Genomic DNA, 18,044 nt, shown 5'->3' on the forward strand with positions numbered 1-18,044 from the left:
TCGGACTTGTGACGACATGTAGACACCAGCCGCGCCCCGGATGTGACACACCACCGGGCTCAGGATCGGAACGACCTCCGGGCCCCAGGGCCACTACTCGCGCATCAGCATTCCCTGGGCCTCACGCTCGAGGTCCCTGTAGGGCTCACCGCTGACGTCCACAGCCACCCGCCGGATCGTGCCGCCGGTGAAGCGGTACGGATGCTCGCCCGGGTAGTCGGACGTGACGGGGTCGCCGACATCGCGGCCGACGGCCAGCCCCTCGCCGGCGATCATGTAGCCGCCGGGCTGGAGCTTGATCTGGCCCTCCCCGACCTTGGCGTCGCCGTGGAAGAGGGAGAGGCGGCCGGCGGCGACCGGGTTGTGGTCGTCGTCGTCCTTCTCGAACGACGCCGACAGGATGAGGTTCTTGCCCGTCGGCACGTCCACGGTCGAGACGACGTCCTGCTGGAACATGCCCACGAAGCTGTTGGTGTAGTGCAACCGGTTGTCCTTGACGTAGAGGGTGTGGCCACCGAATCGCGAACCCTGCGCGAAGAGCACGCCCTCCGCACCGAGCTCCGGGATGTCGACCAGTGCCCCGATGATGAACGACCGGCCGCGCACCATCACCGCCTGCGCCTCGGGCACCTCGGCGTGGTTCGGGAAGTAGACGTAGCGGTCGCGCGGTGCCGACAGCTGCGGTCGCTTGGCGATGAAGATCTCCAGGGCCGACCGGTCGTCGAGCGGGAAGCCCTCGTTGGCGCCGGCCTCGGCATACCAGAGGTTGACCATCTCCCGGAGCTTCTCCGGCTCCTCGGCCGCGAGGTTGTGCAGCTCGGCGCGGTCCACCTCGACGTGGTAGAGCTCCCACTCGTCGTCGTTGAAGTGCGACCAACCACTGATCGTGGGGTGGTTCGTGACGGCCTTCCAGCCCTCGTGCCAGATCCCGCGTGACCCGAGCATGGAGTAGAACTGGGTATGCCGCTCGCCCGCCGCTGTCGGGTCGTCGAAGCTGTAGCGCATGCTCACACCGTCGAAGTGGCTCTGGGTGTGGCCCTTGATGGTCTCCGGCGCCTCGATGCCGAGAACGTCGAGCACGGTGGGCACCAGGTCGACGGCGTGGTGGTACTGATGCCGGATCTCGCCCCTCGCCGCCATCCCGGCCGGCCAGGAGATCATGCAGGGGTCCGACGTGCCGCCGTTGAACTCGTAGCGCTTCCACATCTTGAAGGGCGTGTTGAAGGCCATCGCCCACCCGTTGGGGTAGTGGTTGTACGTCTTCGGCCCGCCGAGCTCGTCGAGCATCGCGAGGTTGGCCTTGATGTCGTCCGGTATGCCGTTCATGAAGAGCATCTCGTTGACCGAACCGTTCGGTCCGCCCTCACCGCTGGCCCCGTTGTCGGAGACGACGATGACCATCGTGTTCTCGCGCTGGCCCATCTCCTCGAGGTAGGCGAGCAGCCGGCCGATCTGCGCGTCGGCGTGGGAGAGGAACCCGGCATACACCTCGGCCATCCGTGCGAAGAGTCGCTTCTCGTCGGCCGACAGCGTGTCCCACGGTCGGGTGACGTCCAGGGGCGGGAACGGCTGCCCGGCAGGGCCGGTGCGGGTCTCCGAGGTGCCGATCGGGTTCATCGGGGGCAGCTCGGTGTCGGCCGGCACGATGCCCATCTCGATCTGGCGGGCCAAGGTGGTCTCACGCATGGCCTCGTAGCCGCCGTCGAAGCGGCCGGCATACCTCTCGATCCACTCCTTCGGGGCGTGGTGCGGCGCGTGGGCGGCGCCCGGCGCGTAGTAGAGGAAGAAGGGCTTGTCTGGCGCCACCGCCTTGGCATCCATGATGAACTCGATGGCCTTGTCGGTGATGTCCTCGCCGAAGTGGTAGCCGTCCTCGGGCGACTTCGGCTGGTGCACCGGGTGGTTGTCGTAGACGAGCTCCGGATACCACTGGCTGGTCTCGGCGCCGAGGAAGCCGTACCAGCGCTCGAAGCCGCGACCGGTGGGCCAGTTCCGCCGCGTCGAGGCGAGGTTCATCTCGACCGTGGGACACAGGTGCCACTTGCCGACCATGTAGGTGTTCCAGCCCCGCTCGCCGAGGATCTCGGGCAGCATGCCGTTCTCCGGCGGGATCGTGCCGCTGGCGTTCCGGAAACCGCTGGCCGCCTCGGTGATGCACGCCATGCTGTTGCGGGTGTGGTTCCGCCCGGTCAGCAGGCACGAGCGGGTCGGCGAGCACAGAGCCGTCGTGTGCCACTGGGTGTAGCGCACGCCGTCAGCTGCGATGGCGTCGATGTTCGGGGTGTCGATCGGCCCGCCGTAACAGCTCAGGGCGGAGTAGCCGACGTCGTCGAGCACGACGTAGACGACGTTGGGCGCTCCCTCAGGTGCCTGCGGAGGCGCGAACGGATCCCAGTCCTCGACCGAGTCCCGGATGTCGACACTGACCTTGCCCTTGAACGGAATGCCCACGACTCCTCGTTTCTGAACGTCGTCCGTCGTCACCACTCGGCCGCGGGTCCGGGCTCAGGTGGTCGGTCCTTCAGCGAAGCACGCGGCGATCGGGCCCGTCCTCACCCCCACCGGGTGAGGACGGACCCGCCTCCCACCCGGAGCTAGCTGGTTGCGGGCGCGGTCGACGCGCGTCGCTGCGCAGCTCCAGCGGCCCAATGGCTCACATCGAGCAGCGCAGCGATCCCGACCCAGAACCAGTCCCAGCCACTCAGGCCACCGGCGCGCCACAGGATGACGTACATCAGAGTCGCGAACGGCAGGAAGAGCAGACCGAGCAACGGCCAGAGCCACGTCGTGAAGGCGGCGTTGACCATGGCGGGTCGGGCGATCCAGACGATCAACAGGGCCAGACGCGGGAACACGCCGGCCAGCAACACGAACAGACACCCCATCGCGCGCTCCTCTGCCTGACGGTTCCCCCCAAGACGGTCATCCCAACTTCCCGAACAGGCCGGGGGGCGGCGTCACTCGAAGGGGCTGATGTTCAGGGTCGGCTCGGGTCCGGTTTCGGGGTCATCCCGGATGTGGCGCGGTGACGGTTGAGCGCATGCTGCCGAGCATGCACGAGTTGGAGCGCACGTCACCGCACCGAGCCGCCTTGGCGGACAGCAGCCTTCGTACAGCGCCGGGGCCAGAGCCGCCCCAGTACAGCCTGCGCCAGGTGCTGACGGTGTGGGCCCTGGCGGCGCTACCGATGGCAGCGCTGGCGTGGTTGGTCGCCCCGGCGCTGGCGTCGTGGCTGACGGGTCCCGCCGCGTGGCCGAAGGCGCTGATCGCGTGCATGGCCGTCGGAATGGTGTGGCAGGGCGGCGTGGTTCTGGTGCTGCTCCGACGCGAGATCGGGCAGCTTCGCTGGTATGCCGTGAAGGATGCGTTGTGGCTGCGGCCGCCACGCAGTCCGCGCACCGGCCGCACCGGCGGTCGGGTGTGGTGGGTGCTGGTGCCGGCGGTCCTCGTGGTCGGCGTCGAGCAGCTGCTCCCCTCACTGCCGGTACCGGCCGGCCGGGACCTGGGCCTGCTGCTCCGGTCCGCGGAGGGGCACGCCTTCCTGTCGGGCAACTGGCCGTGGCTCGCCGTGATCGTCGTGATGGCCGTCTTCAACACCGTCCTCGGGGAGGAGCTGCTCTTCCGCGGGCTCCTGCTCCCGAGGATGCGCGGCGTCTTCGGCCGCGGTGACTGGCTGGCCAACGGGGTGCTGTTCGCGGTCTACCACCTGCACATGCCGTGGGCCATCCCGAAGATCCTGCTGGACAGCCTGGCGCTGGCCTATCCCGCGCGGCGATACACCAGCACCTGGCTGTCGATTCTCGTGCACAGCCTGCAGTCGGTGCTCATCGTGGGCGCGTCGCTGGCCCTGGTCCTGCGGTGACGGCAGGTGCTGTTCCGCCTGGGATCAGTGGCCTGGGGTCACCGTGATGGCGACCTTGCCGCGGACCAGGCCGGACTCGAGGCGCCTCATCGCGGCGGCCGTCTCGCTCATCGGGACGGCATGGTCCAGGGCCGGGACGACCTGCCCCGATGCGAGAAGCTCGGCGAGTCGGGCGTAGTCGGAGCCGCGTTCCTTGGCGATGACACTCGTCAGCCGCTGACGGCTGAGCGCCGACACCAGCCGCGCCCACAGCTGCCGGCCCATCGTGCCGCCCGTCCAGTCGCCGCCGCCCTCGCCGCCGACGAGCACCAGGGTGCCGGTGGGCGTGAGGGCGCGCCGCAGACGGCCGAGGGCGGACAGGCCTGCGATGTCGATGATGAGGTCGTACTGCACTGACCCATCGGCGAAGTCGTCCCTGGCGTAGTCCAAGACGCGGTTCGCCCCGAGGGCACGGACCAGGTCCGCCTTGGCGGCGCTGGCCACCCCGGTGACCTCGGCGCCGACCGACGCCGCGAGCTGGACGGCATACGACCCCACGCCGCCGGAGGCCCCGATGACGAGCACCTTCTGTCCGGCAGACACCTTGCCGGCGTCCACGACGGCCTGCAGGGCCGTGCCCCCGGAGACGGGGACGGCGGCGGCCTGCTCCCACGTCACGTTGGCCGGGCGGCGGGCGAGCTTGTCGTCGCGGGCGACGGCATACTCCGCGACCGAGCCGGGCGCGACGCCGAACACCTCGTCACCGACGGCGAAGGCGGTCACCTCGGAGCCGACCTCGATCACGGTTCCTGCGACGTCACGGCCGATGACGGGCTGCTTCGGAGTCTTCAGGCCGAAGACGAGGCGCAGCAGCCGGGGCTTGCCCTGCATGAGGTGCCACGTGCCCCGGTCGAGCCCGGCGGCGTGGACGTGGACGAGCACCTCGTGGGGGCCGATTGCGGGGCGGGCGACCTCGGCGAGGCGGAGGACCTCACAGGTGCCGTAGCCGTCCTGGACGACGGCCTGCATCGTGCTCGGGGACGGGACTTCGCGACCGGACGCGCTGCCACCTAGGACGGCTGATTGGTCTGTCATGGCTGCTTCTCCATCGTCGTCGGCGCGTCGATCGCGTCGTACTTAGTACGATCACGGTAGCGTACTAAGTACGGCACTGGCTAGGGTCAGCGCCGACGGACGACGGAGGGCAGGACGTGACGACGAGCAACACGGGTGCACGGGCGGCGTCGACGCGCGCACCACTGAGCCGCGATCGCGTCCTCGACGCGGCCATGCGCGTCGCCGACGACGGCGGCCTGGCGGCGCTGACCATCCGCTCCATCGCCCAGGAGCTCGACGTGAAGCCGATGTCGATCTACCACTACGTCGATGGCAAGGAGCAGATCATCGACGGGATCGTGGACCGAGTCTTCGGCGAGATGGATCTGCCTGCGGCAGAGCGAGATTGGCGCTCGGAGATGCACAGCCGATGCGCATCGGCACGCGAGGTGCTGCGCCGCCACACCTGGGCGATCCCGCTGCTGCAGTCGCGTACGAGTCCGGGGCCGCACACCCTGCGCCACCTCGATGCCGTCATCGGCTGCCTCCGCGGCGCCGGCTTCTCCCTCGAGCTGACGGCACACGCCTACGCCCTGATCGACTCCTACGTCTACGGCTTCGCACTGTCCGAGGCCTCGCTGCCGATCAACGGCCCGGAGACCGTTGGCGAGGTGGCCGAGTCGATGATGCTGCAGTACATCGCGGCCGACTACCCGAACCTCCTGGAGTTCTCGACCGGGCACATCCTGCAGCCGGGCTACGACTTCGGCCTCGAGTTCGACTACGGCCTCGACCTGGTCCTCGACGCTCTCGAGGCCCGGGTGAAACGCCCCCGCCCCGCCCACCGAGCCACCCGAGCCGAGCCCCGCACGGCCGGCTGAGCCGCGGAACCCCACACCGACCCGTGCTCTACTGGCCTGACGATCGCCCTGCGGCGAGGAGGGAACGGCGATGCCGAGCCCGTTGGTACGAACCAAGCTCCACATCCCCCGGGTACGCCGGGGGCTGGTCCCGCGTCCCCGCCTGGTCGACGGGCCTGACCGGACGTCACCCCCGCGACTGACGCTCGTCTCGGCGCCGCCCGGCTTCGGCAAGACCACGCTCCTGACGTCCTGGGCCGACGCTGCGCTGGCCGCTGGGCGCGCCGTCGCGTGGGTGTCCCTGGAGGAGACCGAGCGGCAGCCCGAGTCGTTCTGGCGCTATGTCCTGACCGCGCTCGACGAGGCCGTATCCGGCGTCGGAGCGGGTGCGCTGGCCCTGCTCCAGAGCTCCAACCCGCCCATTCAAGCGGCAATCACCTTGGTGCTCAACGAGATCAGCGCCCGGCCCGAGGGGCTCGACCTCGTGCTCGACGACTACCACCTCGCGGACGGCCCGGCGATCGCCGACGACATGGCCTTCCTGCTGCGGCACCTGCCACCCCAGGTGCACCTGGTCATCAGCACCCGGGCGGACCCGGCCCTCCCGCTCGCCCGGTTGCGAGCGCGCGGGGAGCTGGTCGAGGTGCGCGCAGCGGGCCTGCGCTTCACAATCGAGGAGGTGGCGGCATACCTCAACGACGTCGTCGGCCTGAGCCTGACGGCCAGCGACATCGCCGCCCTCGAGGGTCGCACGGAGGGCTGGATCGCAGCCTTGCAGCTGGCGGCCCTGTCCCTCAAGGACCGCGAGGACGTGGCCGGCTTCATCGCCGGCTTCGCCGGTGACGACCGCTACGTCGTCGACTACCTCGTCGAGGAGGTCGTTTCCCGACAGCCGGCCGAGGTCCGGCGCTTCCTCCTGGAGACCTCGATCCTCGACCGGCTCAACGCCTCCCTCTGCGACGCCGTGACCCAGCAGGGCAGCGGCCGCGCGATGCTGGAGCGGCTCGACCGGTCGAACCTCTTCCTCGTGCCGCTCGACGACACCCGCCACTGGTACCGCTACCACCACCTCTTCGCCGAGGTGCTGCGCACCCACCTCGTGAACGAGTCGCCGGGCCACATCCAGGAGCTGCACCGGCGAGCCGCGCAGTGGTATGCCGTGAACGCTGAGCCGGACGCGGCGGTGCGGCACGCCCTCGCGGGCGGCGACGTCGAGCTCGCGGCTGACGTGGTGGAGCGGTGCGCGATCGGCATGCTGCGCGACCGGCAGGAAGCCACGGTGAGGCGGTGGGTCGACGACCTCCCCCACGACGTCGTGCACCGTCGCCCGGTGCTCGCCGTCGCCCTCGTCGGGGCGCTGATGTCGAGCAACCGGTTCGACGGTGTGGAGCAGCGGCTGGACGACCTGGAACAGGTGCTCGCAGACCCGCCTGCCGACACGGTGGTCCTCGAGCCCGCGGAGCTGCCTCGCGTTCCCGGGGCGATGGAGACCTACCGTGCGGCGCTGGCACTGGTGGCGGGTGACCTGGCCGTCACCGCCCGTCACGCCGAGCTGGCCGTCCAGCGGGCCGCTCCGGGCGACGACCTCACGGTGGCCGCGGGGTCTGCCCTGGCCGGCCTGGCGTTCTGGGCGCAGGGGGATCTCGTGGCTGCCCACCGTGGGTACTCCGCCGCCGTCGAGGGCCTGACGCGAGCCGGCAACTACTCGGACGTTCTCGGCTGCTCCATCACGCTGGCAGACCTCCGTATCGCCCAGGGTCGGCTCGCGGACGCCGTGCGCACCTACGAGGACGCCCTTCGCCTCGCGGCGGCCCACCAGGCCGGCGGGCCGTTGCGGGGGACGGCAGACATGGTGGTCGGGCTGAGCCAGATCGCCCTGGAGCGAGGAGACGTCGAAGGCGCCGCGGAGCACCTGAGGCGCGCCGAGCAGCTGGGCGAGGGCAACGGCCTGCCCCAGAATCCGTACCGGTGGCGCGTCGCTCGCGCGAACCTGCTGGAGGCGCAGGGGGATCCGGCCGCCGCCGTCGACCTGCTCGAGGAGGCCGAGCGGGTCTACGTCGGCGACTTCTCCCCCAACGTGCGACCGGTCCCGGCCCAGCGGACGCGGCTGCTGCTGAGACAGGGACGTCTGGGCGACGCCCTGCTCTGGGCGCAGGAGCACCAGGTGACCGCGGACGACGACCTGCACTATCTCCGGGAGTACGAGCACGTCACACTTGCGCGAGTCCTCTTGGGCCAGAATGCCGTCGAGGCGTGCGTGCCCCCGCTGCGGACGGCATACGACCTGCTCGAGCGCCTCCGAGCTGCGGCCGAGGAGGGTGGCCGCACCGGCACGCTCATCGAGGTCCTGGCGCTCCTGGCGCTCGCGAACCACGCCCGCCACGGCCGGCACGACGTGCCCGGCTCGCTCGCCCTGCTGGAACCGGCCCTGCGGCTGGCAGAGGGAGAGGGCTACGTGCGCCTCTTCGTCGCCGAGGGGGCGCCCATGGAGACGCTGCTCGAGGCGCTCGTCCGAAAGCACCCCGCCTGGCGCTACCCCGGCCGGCTGCTCGACGCCTTCGCGGCCCCGGCGGCCAGCGCGCCCGAGCACCCCGACGACCAAGGTCTGGTCGACCCGCTCAGCGCCCGAGAGCTCGAGGTGCTGCGCCTGCTCGCCACCGACCTCGACGGGCCGGCGATCGCTCGCGAGCTCGTCGTCTCGATCAACACGGTCCGCACCCACACCAAGAGCATCTACACCAAGCTCGGCGTCAACAGCCGACGCGGCGCCATCACCAGAGCCGGCGAGCTCGGGCTCCTCTCGCGCAGCCGTTGACGCCGCCGCTGATACCCCCGCTGGCACCGCCGCTGACACCGACCCAGACCACCATCGAGATCACCACATGATGTGAGGTGCGGTCACCACGCTCCCTCCTACCTTCGGGGCATGAACACCGCACCGACCAGCCGCCCGGACCACTCCGGCTGGTACACGATCCGCCTCCAGGGACGCCTCGAGCCCCGCTGGGCCGCCCTCTTCGAGGGCATGACCCTGACCACCGACGACGGCTTCACCGTGCTCGCCGGCCCCGTCGTCGACCAGAGCGCCCTGCACGGCCTGCTCCAGCAGCTGCGCGACCTCGGCCTCCCCCTCGACTCGGTCGTCAGGGCAGGGCCGGACGCCACGACACCACCACCCCGCACTCCCGACACCTCACCCACAGGAGCCTGACATGACCACCACCGCACCCACCGAGTCCATCCGCACCCCCAACGCCAGCCCGGACCCCACGCGGAAGTACGCCCGCGCAGCCGGCATCTTCTACCTGCTGACCTTCCTCTCCTCCATCCCGGCGCTCATCCTCATCGGGCCCGTGCTGAACGACGCCACCTACGTCACCGGTGCGGGCCACGACACCAGCGTGCTGTGGGGCTGCCTGCTCGACACCGTGAACGCCCTGACGGCGGTCGGCTCCGCCGTGGCGGTCTACTCCGTGGTCAAGCGCCAGAACGGGTCGATGGCCCTCGGCTTCGTGACTTCCCGCCTCGTCGAGGCGGCCGTGGTCATGATCGGCGTCGTGAGCCTGCTCGCCGTCGTCACGATGCGCCAGGACTTCGCCGCCTCGGCTGCCGACGCCACCTCGCTGACGGTGACGGCCAACGCGCTGGTCGACGTCCGGAACTGGACCTTCCTCTTCGGCCCCGGCCTGATGCCCGTCTTCAACGCCATCCTCTTCGGCACCCTGCTCTACCGCTCCCGCCTGGTGCCCCGGATCATCCCGACCATCGGCCTCGTCGGCGCGCCCCTGCTGTTCGCCGCGTTCATCGCGAACCTCTTCGGCGTCTTCTCCCAGGTCTCGACGGCCTCGTTCCTGCTCACCCTGCCGATCGCCGGCTGGGAGCTCGCCATCGGCCTCTGGATGACCTTCAAGGGTTTCAACCGCTCGGCGGTCGACGCCCTGCCCGCCCCGAGCGCCGCCTGAGCACCAGCCCCTGGCTGGGCCGGGCAAAACGCTCCACACCGAAGGCGACCCTGCGGCAGCAGGGTCGCCTTCGGCGGTCAGCCCCTCAGGACCTTCTCCATCGCCTTGCCCTTGGCGAGCTCGTCGACGAGCTTGTCGAGATAGCGGATCCTCTGCATCAGCGGGTCCTCGACGTCCTCGACCCGCACCCCACAGACCACGCCCTTGATCTCCGACACGTTCGGGTTGAGGTGAGCCTGGGCAAAGAAGTCCTCGAAGGTCGTGCCGGCGGCAAGCTGCGCATCGAGCGCCTTCTCGTCGAAGCCGGTCAGCCACTCGATCACCTCGTCGAGCTCGGCCTTCGTCCGCCCTTTGCGCTCGACTTTGGTGACGTAGAGCGGGTAGACCGACGCGAAAGAGGTGGTGAAGATGCGGTGCATCCCTCGAGGGTATCGATCGCCGACGATCGAACGGGGTCATCGCGGCATACGGCCGTCGGTTGTCGCTGGCTGCCTCTAGCGTCGGAGCATGGCCATCGCTCGCTATCCCAGCTTCGTCCTCGACTGCCCCGACGCCACCGAGCTCGCGACCTTCTACGGCACCCTGCTCGACTGGCCGGTCACGACGTCCGATGGGTGGGGCGAGATCCGCGACACCACCGGGCAGTGCATCTGCTTCCAGCAGGTCGAGGACTACACGCCGCCGCAGTGGCCCGGCCAGCAGGTGCCGCAGCAGATCCACCTCGACGTCATGGTCGAGGACCTCGACGCAGCCGAGCCGCAGGTGCTCGCGCTCGGCGCGACCAAGCACGAGCACCAGCCCGGCACGTCGTTCCGCGTCTTCCTCGACCCTGCTGGCCACCCGTTCTGCCTCTGCGTCGACTGACGCGTCGCGCCACTGCGACGGGCCTGCCGCCCGAGCGCCTCAGCCGATGAGGTGCTCCAGCGCGAGCTGGTTGAGGCGGACGAAGCCGTAGTCGCGCTCGGCTGCCTTCCCCGGGTCGAAGCCGTCGTCGGTCGCGAGGAAGTCCTCCAAGGACTCGCCGGCACCCAGGGTCGGCTCGGCGAGGTCCAGCACGCCGGCATACGCCCACGCCTCCGCGGTGCGCGGGTCCGCGCGGAAGGCCGCGGCCTTCTCGGCCAGCATCAGGTACGTCGCCATGTTGGCCTTCGCCGACTCCCACACGCCGTCCATGTACTCGGTACGCGACGGCTTGTAGTCGAAGTGCCGCGGGCCGGTGTAGCGCGGCCCGTCCGGCGAGCCGGGGAACCCGTTCTCGAGCAGGTCGACGGTGAAGAACGCCGAGGTGAGGTCGCCGTGGCCGAAGACGAGGTCCTGGTCGTACTTCATGCCGCGCTGGCCGTTGAGGTCGATGTGGAAGAGCTTGCCGCTCCACAGCGCCTGCCCGAGCGCGTGCGTGTAGTTGAGCCCCGCCATCTGCTCGTGGCCCGTCTCCGGGTTGAGGCCGACGATGTCGCCGTGCTCGAGCTCGGCGATGAGGGCGAGCGCGTGCCCGACGGTCGGCAGGAAGATGTCGCCGCGGGGCTCGTTGGGCTTGGGCTCCAGTCCGATCCGCAGGTCGTAGCCCTTCGACTTGATGTAGCCCGCGACCGTGTCGAGGCCCTCCTTGTAGCGCTCGAACGCTGCGTGCACGTCCTTCGACCCGTCGTACTCGCTGCCCTCGCGGCCACCCCACATGACGAAGGTCGACGCGCCCATCTCGGCGGCGAGGTCGACCGCCCGCAGCACCTTGCGCAGCCCGAAGCGGCGCACCCCGCGGTCGTTCGCGGTCAGGCCGCCGTCCTTGAACACCGGGTGGCTGAACGTGTTGGTCGTGACCATCTCGATGGTCAGCCCCGCGCGGTCGGTCGCATCCTTGAGCTGCCCGCAGATCCGCGCCCGGGTCGCGTCGTCGGCGTCGAAGGGGAAGACGTCGTTGTCGTGGAAGGTGATGCCCCACGCGCCGAGCTCGGCGAGCTTGTCGGAGTACTCCCACGGGTCCAGTGCCGGGCGGGTCGGGCCACCGAAGGGGTCCGTGCCGAGCCAGCCGACCGTCCACAGGCCGAAGGAGAACTTGTCGTCGAGGGTGGGCTGGCGCGTCATTGCGACTCCTTGTCGAACCATTAGTTTTGTCATGCAACTTAACGCTGTCACCGGCTAGGGTCAAGGCATGGCCAACCTGCGCCAGGCGAGCCTTCGCCACGCGAACCTCGCTCTCGTCGCACGCACCGTCCTCGCCGCCGAGACCCCGCCGTCGCGCGCCGACGTCGCCACCACGACCTCCCTGACGCGCTCGACCGTGTCGCGGCTCGTCGACGAGCTCGTCGCCGGCGACCTGCTCGCCGAGGTCGACTCGGTCGTCGGTGGGCCGGGACGACCCGGCCGCCCGGCGACACCGCTGACGGCCTCCCGCGGACGTTTCGCCGCCCTCGGCCTCCAGGTCGGCGTCGGCCACCTCGCCGCTCGCCTGCTGGACCTCTCCGGCGCGGTGGTCGCCGAGCGCTTCGTCACCGCCGACCTCGCCGGGTCGCGCCCCGGCCCGGCACTCCGCCGCCTGCGCACCGTCGCCGCCGACGTGCTGGAGGCGGCGCCCGACGGATGCCGCGTCGTCGGCGCCGGCCTCGCCCTCCCCGGCATCGTCGACGTCGGAGCCGGCCGCCTGCTCAGCGCCCCCAACCTCGGCTGGGAGGACGTCGCCCCCCAGGCACCCCTCGCCGACGCCCTCGGCGACCTGCAGCTCCGCGTCGGCAACGAGGCCGACCTCGCCGCCCACGCCTCCGCCCACCCGGCCCCCGGGCGACGCCGGGAGCCGCAGGACTTCGTCTACCTCAGCGGGGAGGTCGGCATCGGCGGCGCCGTCGTCGTCGACGGCGAGGTCATGACCGGCCGCCACGGCTGGGCCGGCGAGATCGGCCACGTGTGCGTCGACCCCGACGGGCCGGCGTGCCGCTGCGGCTCCACCGGCTGCGTCGAGCGGTATGCCGGCCGGCTCGCCATGCTCTCCGCCGCCGAGCTCGACGCCGCCACCCCGCCGGCCGAGCTGGCACGGAGAGCTCACGGGGGTGACGAGAAAGCCTGCACCGCCATCCGATCCGCGGCCCGGGCGCTCGGCATCGCCCTCGCCGGGGTCGTCAACGTGCTCGACATCCCGACCGTGGTCCTCGGCGGTCACCTCGCACAGGTCGGCGACCTCCTCGCCCCCGACATCGAGGCGATCCTCGGCCGGCGCGTGCTGTCGGCCCACTGGGTGACCCCTCGGGTGGTCGTCGCACCGGACGATCCCGCACCCGGGGCCACCGGCGCGGCCCTGCTCGCGCTCGAGCAGCTGGTCACCGACCCGGTGCGCTTCCTGGACTAGCCGCCGTCAGCGGATGCGGGCGAGGTCCAGCGTCCAGACCGGGTTGCCCGGTACCACCTTGACGCGGTCACCGCTCACGAAGCGGGTCGCCGGCTGGAGGAGGGGGACGAACGGGCTGCGCCGGTTCATCATGAGCTGCCACGCGGCATACGCCGCCGCCCGGCCCTCACCCACCGAGTCGCGCGCGGTCTGCGTCAGGTCGTCCATGACCGCGTCGGCGCCCCGCGGCCAGCCGGCCCTCGACCCCACCGGCTCGCCCGGCGCGAAGCCGAGGTAGTTCTCCGGATCCGGGTAGTCGGGGCTCCAGCTCCACAGGCCGAAGGCGGTGCGGCCCTCGCGGTAGGCGTCGAGCGCCGCCCGCGCCGGCGTCGGGTTGAGCTGCACCTTGATGCCGACCTCGGCGAGCTGAGAGCGCACGGCCGCGGCGAGCGCGCTCGGCGGCACCCCCTGGATCGGCAGGTCGGCGGCATAGGACAGCGGGATCGGCTGGCCGGCGTAGCCCGAGCGGCGCAGGGCGGCCCGTGCCGCCGCCAGGTCGCGGGCCGGAAGGACCGGACCCGTCACGACAGGCGTGGGTATGCCGTCCGCCCCCGTCGTCAGGATGCCGTCCGGGGCCGCCACGACGCCCGACGGCGTCGCCGTGGAGGAGGGCGCCGTCGGCGAGCCGGTCGCGCTCGGGGTGCCGGTCGTCGTGGGCGCGCCGGTGACGGGCGGGGTCGGCGTCGGCAGGGTCGGCAGGTCCTCCAGCGCCCCGGTGATCCCCGCGGGGATGAGCCCGGCAGCCGGTCCGGAGCCGGCTGCCACGAGCGCGAGCGCGTCACGGTCGAGCCCGCGGCGCACCGCCTCGGCGAAGTCCGGGTTGGCGGTCCACGCGTTGAGCGCCGGATCGAGGCTGAGCGCGAGGTAGACGAGGGTGCTCGACCGCATCGTCGTCACCGTCACCGCCGCCGTCTGCCGAGTGGGGCTCACGCCACCGGCCTGGGTCGGCGACAGGTCGAGCACCACGTCGGCCGCGCCGGACCGGATGTCGGCGAACTGCCGGCGGGGGTCCACGTTGCGCACCACGATCGACGGGAAAGCCGGCTGCCCGCCCCGCCAGTTCGGGTTCGCGACGAGACGGACCTCGGACGTCCCGAGCACGCTCTTGATGACGTAGGGGCCCGAGCCGGCCGAGTGCTCCGAGAGGTAGGCGCTCGCGTCGTCGCCGGGACCGATCGTGCCACCCTGCGCCTTGACGGCAGCGGCATTGAGGATCCCGAACGCCGGGTTGGCGAGGATGGCGGGCAGGGCGAAGTTCGACCCCGGCGAGCTCAGCGTGAAGGTGCGGTCGTCGACCTTGACCGCGGTCACCGCGCCGAGGACCGACGCCGCCGGCCCCGGCAGCCCCTTGGCGCGCTCGAGGCTGAAGATCACGTCGTCAGTCGTCATGGGAGTGCCGTCGGAGAACACCAGGCCCTTGCGCAGCCGCAGGGTGAGCCATCGGCCCTCGGGGGAGAGGGTGTACTCGGCAAGGCCCGGCACGACCTTCGTCGGGTCGTCGGGGTCGAGCGTGGTCAGCGTCTCGTAGAGGGCGTGCGTCAGCATCGCGCCGCTGCGGTCGAACTGCCGCGTCGGGTCGAGGGTCGTGTGGTCGAAGACGGTGTCCACCACGAGCGGTGGCGGCTCGCGGGTCGCGGTCGGCGTGGCCGTCGCCGCGGGCGTCGCGCCCCCGCTCGGCACGGGCGCCGCCGATCCCGTCGTGCACGCGGCCGCCGACACCAGGGCGAGCACGCCGAGAGTCGCCACCACGGCGGGGCGGACCAGACGTCGAGCCAAGGGACTTCCTTCGGGCGTGCCCGGCCGCGAGCCGGACCTGGACTGCAGCGGGCACAGGCAGCGTGCGGGCGAAGGACACCGAATCCAGCTCGGTGCGACGACCCGCGGCACCCCTGCCCGTGCTCGGAAGTCTAGCCGCCGCGGCGCGCGGCGGCGCCGGCCTGTGACGCCCCCGGCGCGAGCACGAGGTAGGCCTGCGCGGCCAGCACGACGGCGATCGCCACCCACTTGCCGGTGGGCAGCTCCACCCCGTAGCGCCAGCGGTCGACGAGGACGAGCCCCACCTGGAGCATGACGACCCAGCCCATCGTGACGAGGGCGAGCTCGGCGTACCTCAGCGACGACGCGTACACCCAGAAGAGGACGAGGAAGGCGCCGGCGCCGAGCACGAGCGCACGGACGCTGCCGTTCTGCGCCCACTCCTTCGCGAAGAGAGCGCCGGCGAGGTCGAGCCCTGCGAGGCACACCATCGCGATCGTCGCGACGACGGGCACCGGCCACGCCTCGGGCGCCTTGATGAGGGGGAAGACGTCGGTGACGCTCATGGTGGCTCGTCCTTCGGGGAACGGCCCGCCCCGAGCGGGCCTGACTCCTCAGAGGGGCCGGCGGACGCTCCTGATACGGCTCAGGCCTGACCGTTCTCGAACCACGCGACGGGCGCGCGGTCGAGCGCCATGACGCCGACGGGTCCTCCCCGCCCTGACCGGGAGCGTGGGCGGGCGGGGGCCGTCGGGGAGGTCGCGAAGGACATCGGTCATCGGGCCGGCACCCCGACGTAGCCGGCGAGGTGCTCGCCCGTGAGGGTGGAGCGGCTCGCGACGAGGTCGGACGGCGTGCCCTCGAAGACCACCGTGCCGCCGTCGTGCCCGGCGCCCGGGCCGAGGTCGATGATCCAGTCGGCGTGCGCCATGACGGCCTGGTGGTGCTCGATGACGAGCACCGACTTGCCCGAGTCGACGAGCCGGTCGAGCAGGCCGAGGAGGTTCTCGACGTCGGCGAGGTGCAGGCCCGTCGTCGGCTCGTCGAGGACGTAGACCTCGCCCTTCTCGGCCATCTGCGCGGCCAGCTTGAGCCGCTGGCGCTCGCCGCCGGACAGCGTCGTCAGCGGCTGGCCCAGCGTGAGGTAGCCGAGGCCGACGTCGGCGAGCCGCTCGAGGATCGTCTGGGCTGCCGGGGTGCGCGCGTCGCCCTCGGCGAAGAAGCCCAGCGCCTCGGTCACCGGCATCGCGAGCACCTCGGCGATGTTGCGCCCGCCGAGCTCGTACTCCAGCACGGCCGCCTGGAAGCGCCGGCCCTCGCACTCCTCGCACGCCGACTCGACGGTCGCCATGACGCCGAGCTCGGTGTAGATGATGCCGGCGCCGTTGCAGGCGGGGCAGGCGCCCTCGGAGTTGGAGCTGAAGAGGGCGGGCTTGACGCCGTTGGCCTTGGCGAACGCCTTGCGGATCGGCTCGAGCAGGCCGGTGTACGTCGCGGGGTTGCTGCGCCGGGAGCCGCGGATCGCGCCCTGGTCGACGACGACGACGCCCTCCCGGTCGGCGACCGACCCGTGGATCAGTGAGCTCTTGCCCGACCCCGCGACCCCCGTGATGACGCACAGGACGCCGAGCGGGATGTCGACGTCGACGTCCCGCAGGTTGTGGGTGGAGGCGCCGCGGACCTCCAGCGCTCCCGACGGCTGGCGCAGCGCCTCCTTGAGGCTCACCCGGTCGTCGAGGTGGTGGCCGGTGATCGTGTCGCTGCCGCGCAGGCCCTCGACCGTGCCCTCGAAGCACACGGTGCCGCCCGACGTGCCGGCGCCGGGACCGAGGTCGACGACGTGGTCGGCGATGGCGATGGTCTCGGGCTTGTGCTCGACGACGAGGACGGTGTTGCCCTTGTCGCGGAGCTGGAGCAGCAACGAGTTCATCCGCGCGATGTCGTGCGGGTGCAGCCCGATCGTCGGCTCGTCGAAGACGTACGTCACGTCGGTGAGCGACGAGCCGAGGTGGCGGATCATCTTGGTGCGCTGGGCTTCCCCACCGGAGAGCGTCCCCGCCGGCCGGTCGAGCGAGAGGTAGCCGAGCCCGATCTCGGCGAAGGAGTCGAGCAGGTGCTGAAGCCCGCGCAGCAGCGGCGCGACCGACGGCTCGTCGAGGCCACGCAGCCACTGCGCCAGGTCGCTGATCTGCATCGAGCAGAGCTGGGCGATGTTCTTGCCCCGAATCTTCGAGGAGAGCGCCTCCTGCGACAGGCGGGTGCCGTTGCAGTCGGGGCAGGTGGTGAACGTGACGGCTCGCTCGACGAAGCGGCGCACGTGCGGCTGCATCGCCTCGAGGTCCTTGGAGAGCATCGACTTCTGGATCTTGGTGAGCACGCCCTCGTAGGTGAGGTTGACGCCCTCGACCTTGATCTTCTCCGGCTGCCCGTAGAGCAGCTTCTGCAGCTGCTTCGGGGTGAACGAGCCGATCGGCTTGTCCATCGGCAGCCCGGCGCCGCTGAAGACGCGACCGTACCACCCGTCCATGCTGTAGCCCGGGACGAGCAGCGCCCCCGCGGACAGCGACTTCGACGCGTCGTAGATCGCCGTGAGGTCGAAGTCGTTGACCGCTCCCATCCCCTCGCACCGGGCGCACATGCCGCCCTGGTAGACCGCCTCTCGGACGATCGACGTCTCCTGCCGGTTGCCCTTGTCGGTCTTCATGACGCCGCTCGCGACCCGGGTGGGCACGTTGAAGGCGAACGCGGTCGGGGGGCCGATGTGGGGCGTGCCGATGCGGCTGAAGAGGATGCGGAGCATGGCGTTGGCATCGGTCGCCGTGCCGACGGTCGAGCGCGGGTTGGCGCCCATCCGCTCCTGGTCGACGATGATCGCGGTCGTCAGCCCCTCGAGGCGGTCGACGTCGGGCCGCGCCAGCGAGGGCATGAAGCCCTGGAGGAAGGCGCTGTAGGTCTCGTTGATCATCCGCTGCGACTCGGCCGCGATCGTCGCGAAGACGAGCGAGCTCTTGCCCGAGCCGGAGACGCCGGTGAAGACGGTGAGGCGGCGCTTCGGCAGTTCCAGGGTGACGTCCTTGAGGTTGTTCTCGCGGGCACCCTGCACGCGGATCGTGTCGTGGACGTCGGCGGGGTGGGAGCCGCGCGGCTGGGCCGACGCCGCTGCTGGTGCGGTGCTCATCGTGTCCATGCGGCGA

At 71.1% G+C, this 18,044-nt stretch carries 15 protein-coding genes; 7 read left to right on the forward strand and 8 right to left on the reverse strand.

What is annotated here, in order from left to right; all coding sequences use genetic code 11:
* Window positions 1–93: 93 nt before the first annotated feature.
* Both AC3WRT_RS07880 and AC3WRT_RS07885 read right to left on the reverse strand, forming a co-directional pair.
* Window positions 94–2,451 carry an arylsulfatase gene (locus AC3WRT_RS07880; protein WP_492720920.1) on the reverse strand — a complete coding sequence of 786 codons (2,358 nt, stop codon included), beginning with the start codon at window positions 2,449–2,451 and terminating at the stop codon, window positions 94–96.
* Between the two features lie 143 nt (window positions 2,452–2,594).
* Entirely contained in the window at window positions 2,595–2,885 is a 291-nt protein-coding gene (locus AC3WRT_RS07885) for a hypothetical protein (RefSeq protein ID WP_492720921.1), read from the reverse strand.
* 167 nt (window positions 2,886–3,052) lie between these two features.
* Here AC3WRT_RS07885 and AC3WRT_RS07890 point away from each other — a divergent pair, with 167 nt between their 5' ends.
* On the forward strand, window positions 3,053–3,862 hold the full coding sequence (locus tag AC3WRT_RS07890; RefSeq protein ID WP_492720922.1) for a CPBP family intramembrane glutamic endopeptidase: 810 nt from the start codon (window positions 3,053–3,055) through the stop codon (window positions 3,860–3,862).
* A 24-nt stretch (window positions 3,863–3,886) separates the two neighbouring features.
* On the opposite strand, the gene AC3WRT_RS07895 is transcribed toward AC3WRT_RS07890, so the two are convergent.
* Entirely contained in the window at window positions 3,887–4,936 is a 1,050-nt protein-coding gene (locus tag AC3WRT_RS07895; protein ID WP_492720923.1) for an NAD(P)-dependent alcohol dehydrogenase, read from the reverse strand.
* 116 nt (window positions 4,937–5,052) lie between these two features.
* On the opposite strand from AC3WRT_RS07895, the gene AC3WRT_RS07900 reads away from it, so the two are divergent.
* From AC3WRT_RS07900 to AC3WRT_RS07915, 4 genes are all read left to right on the forward strand, one after another.
* On the forward strand, window positions 5,053–5,778 hold the full coding sequence (locus AC3WRT_RS07900; RefSeq protein ID WP_492720924.1) for a TetR/AcrR family transcriptional regulator: 726 nt from the start codon (window positions 5,053–5,055) through the stop codon (window positions 5,776–5,778).
* Between the two features lie 70 nt (window positions 5,779–5,848).
* The gene (locus AC3WRT_RS07905; protein WP_492720925.1) at window positions 5,849–8,572 is read left to right on the forward strand and encodes a winged helix-turn-helix domain-containing protein; all 2,724 of its coding nucleotides are present in this window, start codon (window positions 5,849–5,851) and stop codon (window positions 8,570–8,572) included.
* A 111-nt stretch (window positions 8,573–8,683) separates the two neighbouring features.
* Window positions 8,684–8,968: a DUF8691 family protein gene (locus AC3WRT_RS07910; RefSeq protein ID WP_492720926.1), complete on the forward strand. Its 285-nt coding sequence runs from the start codon at window positions 8,684–8,686 to the stop codon at window positions 8,966–8,968.
* A 1-nt stretch (window position 8,969) separates the two neighbouring features.
* The gene (locus AC3WRT_RS07915) at window positions 8,970–9,719 is read left to right on the forward strand and encodes a DUF4386 domain-containing protein (protein WP_492720927.1); all 750 of its coding nucleotides are present in this window, start codon (window positions 8,970–8,972) and stop codon (window positions 9,717–9,719) included.
* A 77-nt stretch (window positions 9,720–9,796) separates the two neighbouring features.
* Here AC3WRT_RS07915 and AC3WRT_RS07920 read toward each other — a convergent pair whose 3' ends face one another.
* Window positions 9,797–10,138, reverse strand: coding sequence for a DUF2200 domain-containing protein (locus AC3WRT_RS07920; protein ID WP_492720928.1), 342 nt, complete (start codon window positions 10,136–10,138; stop codon window positions 9,797–9,799).
* An 88-nt stretch (window positions 10,139–10,226) separates the two neighbouring features.
* On the opposite strand from AC3WRT_RS07920, the gene AC3WRT_RS07925 reads away from it, so the two are divergent.
* Window positions 10,227–10,583, forward strand: coding sequence for a VOC family protein (locus tag AC3WRT_RS07925; RefSeq protein WP_492720929.1), 357 nt, complete (start codon window positions 10,227–10,229; stop codon window positions 10,581–10,583).
* A 39-nt stretch (window positions 10,584–10,622) separates the two neighbouring features.
* Here AC3WRT_RS07925 and xylA read toward each other — a convergent pair whose 3' ends face one another.
* Window positions 10,623–11,801 carry a xylose isomerase gene (xylA, locus tag AC3WRT_RS07930; protein WP_492720930.1) on the reverse strand — a complete coding sequence of 393 codons (1,179 nt, stop codon included), beginning with the start codon at window positions 11,799–11,801 and terminating at the stop codon, window positions 10,623–10,625.
* A gap of 67 nt (window positions 11,802–11,868) precedes the next feature.
* Between xylA and AC3WRT_RS07935 the strand changes: the two genes are divergently transcribed.
* Window positions 11,869–13,056 carry an ROK family protein gene (locus AC3WRT_RS07935; RefSeq protein WP_492720931.1) on the forward strand — a complete coding sequence of 396 codons (1,188 nt, stop codon included), beginning with the start codon at window positions 11,869–11,871 and terminating at the stop codon, window positions 13,054–13,056.
* A gap of 6 nt (window positions 13,057–13,062) precedes the next feature.
* On the opposite strand, the gene AC3WRT_RS07940 is transcribed toward AC3WRT_RS07935, so the two are convergent.
* The 3 genes from AC3WRT_RS07940 to AC3WRT_RS07950 all read right to left on the reverse strand — a co-directional run bounded on the left by AC3WRT_RS07940 (window position 13,063) and on the right by AC3WRT_RS07950 (window position 18,037).
* Window positions 13,063–14,871 (reverse strand): ABC transporter substrate-binding protein, encoded by a 1,809-nt coding sequence (locus AC3WRT_RS07940; RefSeq protein ID WP_492720932.1) that lies wholly within the window; start codon window positions 14,869–14,871, stop codon window positions 13,063–13,065.
* Between the two features lie 131 nt (window positions 14,872–15,002).
* Window positions 15,003–15,416, reverse strand: coding sequence for a hypothetical protein (locus tag AC3WRT_RS07945; RefSeq protein ID WP_492720933.1), 414 nt, complete (start codon window positions 15,414–15,416; stop codon window positions 15,003–15,005).
* A 209-nt stretch (window positions 15,417–15,625) separates the two neighbouring features.
* A complete protein-coding gene (locus AC3WRT_RS07950; RefSeq protein WP_492720934.1) occupies window positions 15,626–18,037 on the reverse strand; it encodes an ATP-binding cassette domain-containing protein in 2,412 nt (803 codons plus the stop codon).
* Window positions 18,038–18,044 lie beyond the last annotated feature (7 nt).

This window comes from Terrabacter sp. FW104-15G4B, assembly GCF_058790095.1.